Genomic DNA, 11729 nt, shown 5'->3' with positions numbered 1-11729 from the left:
CCCCGGACACATTCGGCGTGCGCGGCAGTGAATTCGTGATGCGGGAAAATCAGGTCGCTGCCCCCGCCCTGGATGTCGAGTCCACTGCCGATGCGGCTGAGCGCGATGGCCGCGCACTCGACGTGCCAACCGGGCCGGCCGGGACCGAACGGCGACGGCCAACTCGGCTCACCCGGTCGCGCGGCCCGCCACAGCAAGGCGTCGAGTTCGTCGCTCTTGCCGGGCCGCTGCGGGTCACCGCCGCGCTCCCCGAAAAGCCGCAGCATCGTCTCGCGGTCATACCCCGACTCGTAGCCGAACTGCGGCGTGGCGTCGGCGCGGTAGTACACGTCCGGGTGCTCGCCGTCGATGACATACGCGGCCCCCGAGGCCACCATCTTCTCGACGAGTTCGACGACTTCTGCAATCGCTTGCGTGGCAGGCACGTATTCGCGGGGCGGCAGGATCCGCAGTGCCGCCATGTCTTCACGAAAACGGGCGACCTCGCGGTCGCCCAACTCCCGCCAGTCGACGCCGTCACGTTCAGCACGTTCGAACAGCGGATCGTCGACGTCGGTGACGTTCTGCACGTAGTGCACCTCGTGGCCGAGATCCAGCCACTGGCGGTAGACCAGGTCGAACGCCAGATAGGTGGCCGCGTGACCGAGGTGGGTCGAGTCGTAGGGCGTGATTCCGCAGACGTACATCGTGGCGGTCGACCCGGCCGCCACCGGTCGTATCTGCCGATCAGACGTGTCGTACAGCCGTAGCTCGGGTCCGCGTCCAGGCAACACCGGTACCGGCGGAAACGGCCATGACTGCATGCCAACGACTCTAGGCCCGCCGACGATGCGGCCCGCGCAGCGGGCCGAGGAGGAGGCGGGCACCCAGGCAGTGCCCGCCGACGATGCGGCCCGCGCAGCGGGCTGGCGCTGATCCCGTCAGCGCCACGCGTCGCGAATCGCCCCGAGCAGGATGGGCGCCAGCTCGGCGCGACACATCACGAAGTCGGGCAGATACGGGTCGAGTTGGTTGTAGCGCAGCGGCGATCCGTCGAGCCTCGACGCGTGCATGCCCGCGGCCATCACCACTCCGGCCGGCGCCGCCGAATCCCACTCCCATTGACCGCCGGCGTGCACGTAGGCGTCGACATCACCGTCGATGATGGCCATCGCCTTGGCGCCCGCCGAGCCGATCGCTACGGGCTGAATCGCCAGGGTCTGGCGGATGCGATGCAGGACGGCCGGCGGCCGGGTGGCGCTGACGGCGATGCGGATGGTGTGGGGAACGCCCACGCGGGCGGAGTCGGCGGTCACGGTGTCGCTGCGATAGATCGTGTTCCCGCGGGCCGGCAACGCGACCGCCGCGTCGGTGATCTCCCGCCTCCCGTCGGTGGGGCGCTGCCACAGCGCGATGTGCACGGCCCAGTCGTCGCGGCCCGGCGTGGAGAACTCGCGGGTGCCATCGAGCGGGTCGATGATCCACACCCGGTCCTGCTTAACCCGGACCAGGTCGTCGTACGCCTCTTCGCTGAGCACCGCGTCGCCGGGCCGCTCTGCCCCCAGCCGACGCAGGATCAGGGTGTTGGCCAGGCTGTCGCCCGCGTCGCCCAGCGCCCAGGGATGGGCGAAACCGACCTCGTCGCGGACCTTCAGCAGCAACTCCCCCGCATCGGCGGCGAGATCGGCGGCTAGTGCGGCGTCCGTCATCTCGCTCGGGTCCGAGGTCACCGGTTCAGTATCGCCGACGGCACAGGGTGTCTCAGAACGCCGGCCAGGGAATCGGGCGGTGCCGGTTGGGTGACGGCATCACTGGATCGTCCAGCAGCAGTTGCGCGCGCCTGCGCAGCGCCGCGATTTCGGCCCGGGTGATCTGCCCGTCCAGTTCGTCGCACAGCGGACCGCTCAGCGCATCGGCGAGACCGGCAACCGCCTCGAGGATTTTGTCGTCGACGGGCTTGCCCGCCCAGCCCCACAACACGGTGCGCAGTTTGTTCTCGACGTGCAGACATACGCCGTGGTCGACCCCGTAGATGTGGCCGTCGAGGTCCCGCAGCACGTGGCCGCCCTTGCGGTCGGCGTTGTTGATCAGCACATCGAAAACGGCCATCCGCCGCAAGCGAATGTCGTCGGCATGCATCAGGACGACCTCGTCCCCGGCGTAGTCGTAGGCCTTGAGCACCGGCAGGTAACCCGGCTGAACCTTGCCCGCCGGAAACAGGTCGACCAAGTCAGGCCCTGGCCGCGGTTCGGAGTCGACCGTGTCGCCGGGCTGGTCCACCCACAGCTGCAGCATCCCGGGACCCGCGGGGCCGTGGCGAATGATGGTGTGGGGCACGATATTCCAGCCCAAGCTTGCCGAAATCAAGTACGCGGCGAGCTCGCGGCCCGCCAGCGTCCCGTCCGGGAAATCCCACAGCGGCGCCTCGCCGGAGATCGGTTTGTACACGCAGTGCACGCTCGAGTTGCCGAGCGTGGACTCGCACAGAAAGGTGCCGTTACTGGCCGAGCGGATGCGTCCAAGGATCGTCAACTCGCCGTCGGCCAGCACCTCACGATCGTCAGGCCTCGGGTTCATCGTCAGACCCGAGCAGCGCGCTGCGCCGATAACCGTTGGCGCGCGCGCAGATATGGCCCTCGGGGTCCAGTGGTTCATCGCACAACGGACATGGCGGACGTCCCGCTGAGATGACGCGATTGGAGCGGGTGGCGAACTGGCGCGCCGACTCCGGCGTCAGGAACACCCGCACCGCGTCGGGTCCCTCTTCCGTGTCGTCGAGCACCACCGACGCGTCGAATTCGGCGTCGGTGACGGCCAGCAGCTCGACCACCACGGTCTGCGCTTCCGAGTCCCAGCCGAGTCCCATGGTCCCCACCCGGAATTCGGCATCCACCGGTGTGATCAACGGGTTCAGGTCCTCAACCTCGGCGGGCTCCGGCGGGACCGGTGTGCCGAATCTGCGGTTCACCTCGAGCAGCAACGCACCGATGCGTTCGGCCAGCACGGCCACCTGCTGCTTCTCCAAGACCACCGATACGACTCGGGCGTCGTGCACGGCCTGGATGTAGAAGGTTCGATTCCCGGGCTGGCCAACGGTCCCGGCCACGAAGCGGTCGGGTGTGCGGAAGACATGAATTGCGCGGGCCATGGCACTTCCAAAATACCGGCTGTTGCCATCGCCGTGCGATCCGATCACGGCTTGATTGGGCGGAGCGGCCGAATTAGTCCGTCTCAGTGCGTCTCAGTCCGTCGAGCCGCCGACAACCGCGTCACTCGACGGCACCGCAGCGGCCGGTTGTTTGGCCGGCTCGTCCTTCGACCCGTCCTTGGCTCCGTCGGTGGTCTCGCCGTCCGTCGCCGCCTTGGATTCGTCCTTTTTTTCAGGCCCGGCCCGCAACGCGGCGGACAGCCGGGCGCCGGTGTGGTTGACGTGCAGCACGAACGGCCGAATCTCGGTGTAGCGGATCACACTTACCGATGCCGGGTCGGCGGTGATGCGCTGGAACCCGTCCAGGTGCATGCCGTAGGCGTCGGCGATCACCGCCTTGATGACATCACCGTGAGTGCAGGCCACCCACAGGGCGTCGCCCCCGTGCTCTTGGGCCAATCGCCGGTCGTGTTCGCGAACCGCCGCGACGGCTCGCGCCTGGACTTGCGCCAGTCCCTCACCGCCCGGGAAGACGGCCGCGCTGGGGTGGGCCTGGACGACCCGCCACAGCGACTCGCTGACCAACTCGCCGAGTTTGCGGCCGGTCCATTCGCCGTAGTCGACCTCCGCGAGCTGGTCCTCGACGAGCGGCTCCAGACACAACGCTTCGGCGAGTGGCTCGACGGTGCGCCGGCACCGCAAGAGCGGAGAGGTGACGACCGCCCGGATGGGTAGGTCGCCGATCCGGTCGATCAAGCCGGCGGCTTGTTCGCGCCCCTTGTCGTCGAGGTCGATGCCCTCGGAACGGCCCGCGAGAGTGCCCGCGGTGTTCGAGGTGGAGCGGCCGTGCCGTAACAGGATGACGGTCATGCCGCGGCGTCCACCCAGGCTGCCGAAACCAAAGTCACGCCCACGACCGTACCTGGTGTGAGCGCCCGCAAACGGAGCTGACTAGCGGGAAACGGGCACTGCGTGCGCCACGGAATCGCGCACCGCAGCGGTCAGGCTGCGCTCGTCGGTGAGGTCGATTTCGACCAGGCTGCGGACGGCGGTGGCGACCACTTCCTCGGCCTGCGGAACCGGGCCCGCCAAGCGCGGCCGGTAAACTTCGACGACGAGTGAGCGGTGCTCGATATGGAAGGAAAAACTCCGTCCATCACCGACTTGTCCATAGCCGCTAGCAGAAATACCTGTCGACATGTCTTCGACAGCAAACTCGCCATGTTCGATATGACGGTCAGCGGTGACGGCCATGACGTGACCATACCTCGCCGCCCCGGTGCGATGCAGCCGACATCACCGAATTGGGCGCGAAACCGTTCCTTAGAATCTGAACTGTACAGTCGCAACGCGAGGGAACAACAATTGCTGTCACGCCGTAGACGCCACAAACTAGCATTTCAACGCGGTTCGATCGGCCTTCTCGTTTTGCTGACCGCAGTCGCCGGATGTTCGTCGAATCCGCTCAAAACCTTCGCATCCGACAAGCCGCGCACCATCGAACCGGCTCGGCCGGCCGACTCGCCGCCGGCGTCGCAAAGTCCGGCCGGCACGGTGCGACCGCTCCCCGCTCGCGCCGCCGCGTCGATCGTCGACGCCGGCACCCACCAATTGGCAGTCCTGGCCCCCGGCGCCGGCCCTGCCGCACCCGCCGGCGTCACCGTCTTCGGCGATCCTCAGGCCGCGCCGCGAGTCATCGGGTTGCCGGGGCCTGCGACCGCGCTGGCCGGCGACGGCCGCGGTTCGGTCTACCTGGCCGCCCACGGTGGCTACTTCGTCGTCGACCTGCCCACCGGTCACGCCGCACAAGTGAGCGTCACCGATGCCCAGCAGACCGACTTCACCGCGATCGCCCAACGCGCCGACGGGAGGCTGGTGCTGGGCAGCGCCGAGGGGGCCGTCTACATCCTTGACTCCCCGACGCCGAACACCGTCGGCGCCGCGCGCGTCATCAGTCAGAACAAGATCTTTGCCCGTGTCGATTGGCTTGCGACACAAGGGAATACCACCGTGGTTCTGGACCGCGGGCAAACCTCGGTGACGACGATCGGCACCGACGGGCACGTCCAACAGGCGCTGCGCGCGGGCCAGGGCGCCACCACCATGGCCTCCGACGCTCTGGGCCGGGTGCTGGTCGCCGACACCCGCGGCGGACAACTGCTGGTTTACGGCGTCGACCCGCTGATCCTGCGTCAGGCGTATCCGGTACCCCAGGCGCCGTACGGCCTGGCCGGGTCTCGCGAGTTGGCCTGGGTTTCGGCGACGGCTTCGAATATGGTCATTGGTTACGATTTGTCCACCGGAATTCCCGTCGAAAAGGTGCGTTACCCAACCGTGCAGCAACCGAACTCACTGGCGTTCGACGAAGCGTCAGACACCTTGTACGTGGTGTCGGGGTCCGGTGCCGGAGTACAGGTCATCGAGCACGCGGCGGGCAACCGTTGACCGCGCCCCGGTGGAGCCGGCTGCCCGTGGGGTGGGACACCGAGATGTCCGACGAATACGAGTGGGTGCCGTTGCGGCTACCGCCGGAAGTGACCCGAATCAGCGCATCCACCCGGTTGTCCATCGAGGCCGAGTACCGCGGCTGGGAACTGACCCGGGTGCGGCTCTACACCGATGGCAGCAGGCGAGTGCTGTTGCGCCGCAAGAAAACTCGCGTGGACAGTCGACGACCTGACCAGCCGGAGCTATGACTGAGCTCTCATTGCGGCTCTCATCGCGCGGGGACGGCCATCCGCTGTACGGCCTGCTGCGGCCGCTGTTTTTCGTGGTCCCGCCCGAGCGAATTCACACGCTGGTCTTCGCCGCCCTGCGCGCGGTGACCGCCGTCGCCGCGCCGCGGCGGTTGTTGCAACGGCTGCTCGGGCCGGCCGATCCGGCACTGGCCAGCACCGTGTTCGGCGTGCGCTTCCCGGGGCCGCTCGGGCTGGCCGCCGGCTTCGACAAGGACGGCTTGGGGTTGCTCACCTGGGGGGCGCTGGGGTTCGGCCACGCCGAGGTCGGGACCGTCACCGCTTCCCCGCAACCCGGCAATCCCGCGCCGCGCATGTACCGGCTGCCCGACGACCGCGCCCTGTTGAACCGGATGGGGTTCAACAACCTTGGTGCCGGCGCCCTGGCGGTGCAGCTCGCTCGACGCCGATCCGACGTCCCTATCGGCGTCAACATCGGCAAGACGAAGACGACGCCGGCCGACGACGCCGTCGACGACTATCGGGCCAGCGCCCGGCTGGTCGCACCGCTGGCCTCCTACCTGGTGGTCAACGTCAGCTCGCCCAACACACCAGGGCTGCGTGACCTGCAGGCCATCGAGTCGCTGCGCCCCATCCTGGCGGCCGTCCTCGCGGAAGCTGCCCGGACGTCCACGCCCGTGCTGGTGAAGATCGCACCCGACTTGTCCGATTCCGACGTCGACGACATCGCGGACCTGGCCGTCGACCTCGGCCTGGCCGGCATCGTCGCCACGAACACCACCGTCTCGCGGCAGGGCCTGAAAACACCGGGGGTCGACGAGTTGGGCGCCGGCGGCATCTCCGGTCCACCGGTGGCGACCAGGGCGGTCGAAGTGCTGAGACGGCTCTACGGCCGGGTCGGCGATCGCCTGGTGCTGATCAGCGTCGGGGGGATCGAGACCGCGGACGACGCGTGGGAGCGGATAGCCGCGGGCGCGTCGCTGCTGCAGGGCTATACCGGCTTCATTTACGGAGGCGGCTTGTGGCCCAAGCACATTCATGACGGCATCGCCCGCCGACTGCACGACGGCGGGTTCCCCTCGCTCACCGATGCGGTCGGCTCGGCGGCCCGAAGGCCGGGCACCACGGCGGGCTAAGCCACCTCTTCGTCGTCCTCAGCCAGGACCTTCTCGGGATGGTGAAAGGTGTTCACCCGAGGCTGGCCGCGATCGAGATGCGGCGGTGGGATCCACTCGGTGTCGCCTTTGGCGTTCTTGCGGGTCATCCAGCCGAAGAAGGCGGCGACGGTCGCCTGAGTCGAATGACGACAAAACTCAGGCGTCGGGAATATCGCCGTTAGCGGCAAGCTCGGTCGAATGACGCTATCGGCGTTTGGCCGCGCGCGGGCAGATTGGATTCATGGTTCGCGCAACAACGTCGCACCGGTCAGGATGCGGCCGGGTGATCGCGGCCGTTGCTGACATCGCGAGCCCGGCGGAGTCCCCATCAGCATCCGTGTGAAAGAGGCATCCATGTTCAAGGTCGGTCTGGTCCAGGAGCTACTACACACCCGTTATTCGCCAATCGCGCTGGTGCGAGCCAGTTATCTGACCGCGGCGGCCACCCGCCTCGACTCGTTTTGGGTGACCGATCATTTGAATTCACTGTTTCCGCGTTCGATCGTGACCCCGAAGTACGTGGGTGCGGCACGGTTGGCGCCCAAGGCCGACGCGCACCTGGAGCCGTGGACGGTGCTGGGGCACTTCGCCGCCCGAAATCGCATCGGCGGGTTGCGGCTTGGTATAGGTGTAACCGACGCCGGCCGCCGCAACCCCGCGGTCACCGCCCAGGCGGCCGTTACGCTGCATCTGCTGACCCGGGGACGCGCAATCCTGGGCGTCGGCACCGGCGAACGAGAAGGCAACGAACCCTACGGCGTGGACTGGTCCAAGCCGGTGGCACGGTTCGAAGAAGCCATGGCCACGATCCGGGCTCTGTGGAATTCGCGCGGCGAACTCGTCAACCGCGACTCGCCGTTCTTCCCACTGCGCAACGCCGTGTTCGACCTACCTCCCCACCACGGAAAATGGCCCGAAATATGGATCGCATCCCACGGACCCCGGATGCTGCGAGCCACCGGTCGCTACGCCGATGCGTGGTATCCGGTGCTGGCCATCACACCCAAGGACTACGAAGCCGGGTTGGCGGCAGTGCGGGCCGCCGCTTCTGACGCCGGACGCGATCCGCACTCCATCACCGCCGCGAAGTTGCTGTTCGCGGTCACGGGCCGCAGCCGCGGCGAGGTGGACGAGGCGCTGGGCTCGCCTCTGATGAAAGCGTTCGCGCTCAACCTGCCCGCCTACGTGTGGGCGCGCCACGGCGCACGCCATCCACTCGGTGACGACTTCACGGGCTTGCAGGACTTCATTCCACAAACGCTGGATGAACAAACCGTGCTGTCGTACACAGCCGACGTTCCTCCGTCGCTAGTGACCGAGCTGATCGTCGCCGGCACACCCGACGAGGTAATCGAGCAGGCCGCCGAGTGGCGTGACCACGGCATGCGTTACGCGGTGGTGGGCAATCTCAGTCCGCTGCAGCCAAGCCTGCGAAACGGCCTGGCAGCTACGATCCCGTTCACCCAGATACTGCGTGGTCTTCGCAGGTTGTAACAGCGAGGGCCGAACCCGGCCGCTGGAACCGTGCAGGTCGCCACAGAGTGCACATTTATCATATTCCTTGGCATACAACATAATTCGCTGGCCTGGTGAGGCGATTCGGTTGGTGTGATACAGCCCAAGGGGTTTGGCGTCGTCGAAGAAGGCCAGGTAGTGGTGGGAGTGCCGGGCCATGCGGATCACATCTGACATGGGGAGTCGGGTGCCGCCAGCCGTGATCGCCGCGCCGGACGCGGCCTCGAGTTCCTTGATGGTCGTCGAGACGATGATCGTGGTCGGTAACCCGTTGTGCTGACCGAGATTTCCCGATGCCAACGTCGCGCGCAGAGCAGCATTGAGCCGCCGTGGTTGCGTTGAGCGGTACTGCGAAGGTCGCGCCGGCATGCGCCTTCGTCGGGTGGGCCGTCGATGACGGGGGTGTCGTCGTCGGGATTACACAGCCCCGGAGTGGCCGTCTTGGCAACGACGGCCTCCAACGTTGCGCGAGCTTCGGGGGGTCAGCCAGCCGCGCAGTTGCGACATCCCGGCTGGCGCTTGCTTATCCAGCGTCAGCCCGCGGCGCCGCGCCCTGTCGTTGTCGGCGTAGCTCGGTCGAATTCGACTGCTCGGCCAGCTGATTGATCAGTTGATGACCTGGAACCTGCAGACGACGCGTCTCATGCTCGAGCATCTCCAACAAGCTCAACCGCTCCGGGTTGGTCAACGAGTCATACGAATGCCCGAGCACGCGGGATACCGCGGCGCGCAACGCGTCGACGTCTTGCTGGATTTCCTCGCGGTCCATCGAACCCATGTTCGAATAATACGACCGCGCACCGACAAACCACCGACAAGCGGACGCGCTCTACTTCTGTTCGTGAGTCCCGTAGATGACCGCTCGCGCTGTCGCGTGCTGGAACAGGTTGAAGCCCAGGAATGCGGGGCTGGCGTCCTCGGGAAGGTCGAGCTTGTCGACATCCACGGCGTGCACGGCGACGTAGTAGCGGTGCGGGCCGTGGCCGGGAGGCGGGGCGGCGCCAATGTAGCGGCGCTGGCCGGCGTCGTTCACCAGCGTCAGGGCGCCACCCGGCAAGTTGTTGCCGTCGCCGGCACCGGCCGGCAGCTCGGTGACGTCGGCCGGCAGGTTGGCCACCGCCCAGTGCCAGAACCCGGACGCCGTCGGAGCGTCGGGGTCATAGACGGTGACCGCGAAGCTCTTGGTCTCGCCGGGGAAACCCGACCACCTCAACTGCGGACTGACATCCTCGCCGCCCGCACCCATGATTCCGCTGACCTGGGCATTGTCCAGCGGTTGGCCGTCGGTGATCGAGTCCGAGGTCAGGGTAAACGTCGGCAGCTGGGGCAGCGACGCGTACGGGTCGGGCGCGGTGCTCATGAGCAATCCTCTCTAACGATCAGCATCAGCGATTCTTATCAGCAGTGTGTCAAGAAGTGTGCCAGCACGTCGGTGCCGAACTTCAACGCGTCGACGGGTACCCGCTCATCGACCCCATGGAACAGCGCGGTGAAGTCCAAATCCGGCGGAAGTCGCAGCGGGCTGAAGCCGAAGCAGCGAATTCCTAAGCGCGAGAAGGATTTTGCGTCGGTCCCACCCGAAAGCATGTAGGGAACCGTGCGACCGTCGGGATCCAGCGCGACCACCGCGGCGTTCATCGCGTCGACCAGGTCACCGTCGAAGCTGGTCTCATAGGACGGGAAGTCCTTGATCCACTCCCGGGTGACGTCCGGGCCGATCAGCTGGTCGACTTCGGCTTCGAACGCCTCCTTGCGCCCGGGAAGGATGCGGCAGTCGATCACCGCCTCGGCCGTGGCCGGAATGACGTTGGCCTTATAGCCGGCGCGCAGCATCGTCGGGTTGGCGGTGTCGCGCGTGACGGCCTTCAGCATTCGGGCCATCGGGCCGAGCTTCTCGATGGCGCCCCCGAAGTCCGGCGCGTTGGTATCGAATTCGAGCCCGGTTTCCTCGCTGACGGCGGCCAGGAATTGCACGACGGTATCGGTGACCACCAGGGGGAATTCGTGACGGCCCAGGCGAGCGACGGCCTCGGCGACCGCGGTCACGGCGTTCTGGTCGTGCACCATCGAGCCGTGCCCAGCGGGGCCGCGGGCGGACAGTCGCATCCACGACAGGCCCTTTTCGGCGGTTTCGACCAGGTAGAGCCGGCGCTCACCCCCGTCACGCCGCGGCACGGTCAGGGAGAAGCCGCCGACCTCGCCGATCGCCTCGGTGACCCCGTCGAACAGCTCAGGCCGATTGTCGACCAGCCACCGGGCGCCATAGGTGCCACCGTGTTCCTCGTCGGCGACGAAGGCGAACACCAGGTCGCGGGGCGGCACGATTCCGGCCCGCTTCAACTGGCGCGCGACCACGATCATCATGCCGACCATGTCTTTCATGTCGATCGCGCCGCGGCCCCACACGTAACCGTCCTCGACCGCGCCGGAGAACGGGTGCACGCTCCAATCGGCCGGCTCCGCAGGCACCACGTCGAGGTGTCCGTGGATCAGCAGCGCCCCACGCGAGCTGTCCGCCCCCCTGAGCCGCGCGAACACGTTGCCGCGGCCCGGACCGGATTCGATGTACTGCGGCAGGTAGCCGACCTCGGCGAGCTGCTCGGCAACCCACTGGGCGCACTCGGCCTCGCCTCGGGTGGTGTCCGGTTCGCCGGTGTTGGTGGTATCGAACCGGATCAACCTGCTGACAACCTCGACCACGTCGTCTCTCGGGTTGGCCGGAGGGTTGACCGGAAGGTTGGTCGGGTCCTGGGCTCCCCCGCTTTGAGTGGTCACAACACCCTTTCCTACCATCGCGACGACTGATGGGCGCGCTGCCGAGCTGCCCGGCTGGATTGGGTCCGCGTGAGACAATCCGATAGCCTTAGCTGCCAACCCGTGCGGTTGGTCTTGTCCGAGTGGCGGAATGGCAGACGCGCTAGCTTGAGGTGCTAGTGCCCTACTAATGGGCGTGGGGGTTCAAGTCCCCCCTCGGACACCCTTGTTGCGGTGAGAGTCGCAGCTCACTGCGGCGAACACTCGTTTGATCCAATTCCCCTCGCGCCGTTCCGCTTTCGTCGAGGCCCGACGACATCTCGAGTCCACACGTAGGCTGGAGGCGGACTATGAACCCGCCACACGGCTTTCTCCGGCGATCGGCGACGCGCACCTTCCGCGACCGCCGCGAGGCTGGGCGCGCGGTGGCCGAAGAGCTGATGTCCTATCGCGACAGGGACGACGTGCTGGTGTTCGGGC

Annotated in this window: 13 protein-coding genes, 1 tRNA gene and 2 pseudogenes; 6 read left to right on the top strand and 10 right to left on the bottom strand. The window is 67.1% G+C overall.

Annotated elements, in window-relative coordinates; genetic code table 11:
* The 6 genes from JOZ00_RS18090 to JOZ00_RS18065 all read right to left on the bottom strand — a co-directional run.
* On the bottom strand, positions 1–803 hold an 803-nt coding region (locus tag JOZ00_RS18090), incomplete at its 3' end, for a cysteine--1-D-myo-inosityl 2-amino-2-deoxy-alpha-D-glucopyranoside ligase (RefSeq protein ID WP_293345992.1).
* Between the two features lie 117 nt (positions 804–920).
* Positions 921–1688, bottom strand: coding sequence for an inositol monophosphatase family protein (locus JOZ00_RS18085; protein WP_293345998.1), 768 nt, complete (start codon positions 1686–1688; stop codon positions 921–923).
* 52 nt (positions 1689–1740) lie between these two features.
* Complete coding sequence (locus JOZ00_RS18080; RefSeq protein WP_366022357.1) at positions 1741–2556, bottom strand: SCO1664 family protein; 816 nt, start codon at positions 2554–2556, stop codon at positions 1741–1743.
* Complete coding sequence (locus JOZ00_RS18075; protein ID WP_293345990.1) at positions 2540–3127, bottom strand: DUF3090 domain-containing protein; 588 nt, start codon at positions 3125–3127, stop codon at positions 2540–2542. The genes JOZ00_RS18080 and JOZ00_RS18075 overlap by 17 nt, the downstream gene beginning before the upstream one ends.
* Before the next feature lie 93 nt (positions 3128–3220).
* The gene (locus JOZ00_RS18070; protein ID WP_293345988.1) at positions 3221–3997 is read right to left on the bottom strand and encodes a histidine phosphatase family protein; all 777 of its coding nucleotides are present in this window, start codon (positions 3995–3997) and stop codon (positions 3221–3223) included.
* An 81-nt stretch (positions 3998–4078) separates the two neighbouring features.
* The gene (locus JOZ00_RS18065) at positions 4079–4381 is read right to left on the bottom strand and encodes a hypothetical protein (protein WP_293345986.1); all 303 of its coding nucleotides are present in this window, start codon (positions 4379–4381) and stop codon (positions 4079–4081) included.
* A 111-nt stretch (positions 4382–4492) separates the two neighbouring features.
* Here JOZ00_RS18065 and JOZ00_RS18060 point away from each other — a divergent pair, with 111 nt between their 5' ends.
* From JOZ00_RS18060 to JOZ00_RS18050, 3 genes are read left to right on the top strand one after another with little or no spacing between them, the layout of a single operon-like run.
* Positions 4493–5572, top strand: a complete 1080-nt coding sequence (locus JOZ00_RS18060; protein ID WP_293345984.1) for a hypothetical protein — start codon at positions 4493–4495, stop codon at positions 5570–5572.
* Positions 5569–5823, top strand: coding sequence for a DUF5703 family protein (locus JOZ00_RS18055; RefSeq protein WP_293345982.1), 255 nt, complete (start codon positions 5569–5571; stop codon positions 5821–5823). The genes JOZ00_RS18060 and JOZ00_RS18055 overlap by 4 nt, the downstream gene beginning before the upstream one ends.
* A 44-nt stretch (positions 5824–5867) precedes the next feature.
* Positions 5868–6959 carry a quinone-dependent dihydroorotate dehydrogenase gene (locus JOZ00_RS18050; RefSeq protein WP_293345994.1) on the top strand — a complete coding sequence of 364 codons (1092 nt, stop codon included), beginning with the start codon at positions 5868–5870 and terminating at the stop codon, positions 6957–6959.
* Here the strand turns inward: JOZ00_RS18050 and JOZ00_RS18045 are convergent.
* The gene (locus tag JOZ00_RS18045; RefSeq protein ID WP_293346000.1) at positions 6956–7087 is read right to left on the bottom strand and encodes a hypothetical protein; all 132 of its coding nucleotides are present in this window, start codon (positions 7085–7087) and stop codon (positions 6956–6958) included. The two genes, JOZ00_RS18050 and JOZ00_RS18045, sit on opposite strands and share 4 nt — an antisense overlap.
* Before the next feature lie 247 nt (positions 7088–7334).
* Here JOZ00_RS18045 and JOZ00_RS18040 point away from each other — a divergent pair, with 247 nt between their 5' ends.
* Positions 7335–8474, top strand: coding sequence for an LLM class flavin-dependent oxidoreductase (locus JOZ00_RS18040; protein WP_293345980.1), 1140 nt, complete (start codon positions 7335–7337; stop codon positions 8472–8474).
* Between the two features lie 63 nt (positions 8475–8537).
* Here JOZ00_RS18040 and JOZ00_RS18035 read toward each other — a convergent pair.
* The 3 genes and pseudogenes from JOZ00_RS18035 to JOZ00_RS18025 all read right to left on the bottom strand — a co-directional run.
* A pseudogene (locus JOZ00_RS18035) lies at positions 8538–9273 on the bottom strand (DUF222 domain-containing protein); the annotation flags it as partial.
* A gap of 51 nt (positions 9274–9324) precedes the next feature.
* Positions 9325–9855, bottom strand: a complete 531-nt coding sequence (locus JOZ00_RS18030) for a YbhB/YbcL family Raf kinase inhibitor-like protein (RefSeq protein ID WP_293345978.1) — start codon at positions 9853–9855, stop codon at positions 9325–9327.
* A 38-nt stretch (positions 9856–9893) separates the two neighbouring features.
* Positions 9894–11288: a M20/M25/M40 family metallo-hydrolase gene (locus JOZ00_RS18025; protein ID WP_293345976.1), complete on the bottom strand. Its 1395-nt coding sequence runs from the start codon at positions 11286–11288 to the stop codon at positions 9894–9896.
* A gap of 98 nt (positions 11289–11386) precedes the next feature.
* On the opposite strand from JOZ00_RS18025, the gene JOZ00_RS18020 reads away from it, so the two are divergent.
* Positions 11387–11472: transfer RNA gene (locus JOZ00_RS18020), tRNA-Leu, on the top strand.
* 127 nt (positions 11473–11599) lie between these two features.
* Positions 11600–11729: pseudogene (locus JOZ00_RS18015) on the top strand (phosphoribosyltransferase); the annotation flags it as partial.

This window comes from Mycobacterium sp. (assembly GCF_019243155.1).
GTDB lineage: Bacteria > Actinomycetota > Actinomycetes > Mycobacteriales > Mycobacteriaceae > Mycobacterium.
This window is presented reverse-complemented; position numbering and strand designations above follow the sequence as displayed.

Bases quoted from the DNA above. Each gene is read 5' to 3' on its own strand.
- JOZ00_RS18085 (WP_293345998.1), bottom strand. From the start codon at position 1,688: ATGACGGACGCCGCACTAGCCGCCGATCTCGCCGCCGATGCGGGGGAG.
- JOZ00_RS18080 (WP_366022357.1), bottom strand. From the start codon at position 2,556: ATGAACCCGAGGCCTGACGATCGTGAGGTGCTGGCCGACGGCGAGTTG.
- JOZ00_RS18075 (WP_293345990.1), bottom strand. From the start codon at position 3,127: ATGGCCCGCGCAATTCATGTCTTCCGCACACCCGACCGCTTCGTGGCC.
- JOZ00_RS18070 (WP_293345988.1), bottom strand. From the start codon at position 3,997: ATGACCGTCATCCTGTTACGGCACGGCCGCTCCACCTCGAACACCGCG.
- JOZ00_RS18065 (WP_293345986.1), bottom strand. From the start codon at position 4,381: ATGGCCGTCACCGCTGACCGTCATATCGAACATGGCGAGTTTGCTGTC.
- JOZ00_RS18045 (WP_293346000.1), bottom strand. From the start codon at position 7,087: ATGACCCGCAAGAACGCCAAAGGCGACACCGAGTGGATCCCACCGCCG.
- JOZ00_RS18040 (WP_293345980.1), top strand. From the start codon at position 7,335: ATGTTCAAGGTCGGTCTGGTCCAGGAGCTACTACACACCCGTTATTCG.
- JOZ00_RS18030 (WP_293345978.1), bottom strand. From the start codon at position 9,855: ATGAGCACCGCGCCCGACCCGTACGCGTCGCTGCCCCAGCTGCCGACG.
- JOZ00_RS18025 (WP_293345976.1), bottom strand. From the start codon at position 11,288: ATGGTAGGAAAGGGTGTTGTGACCACTCAAAGCGGGGGAGCCCAGGAC.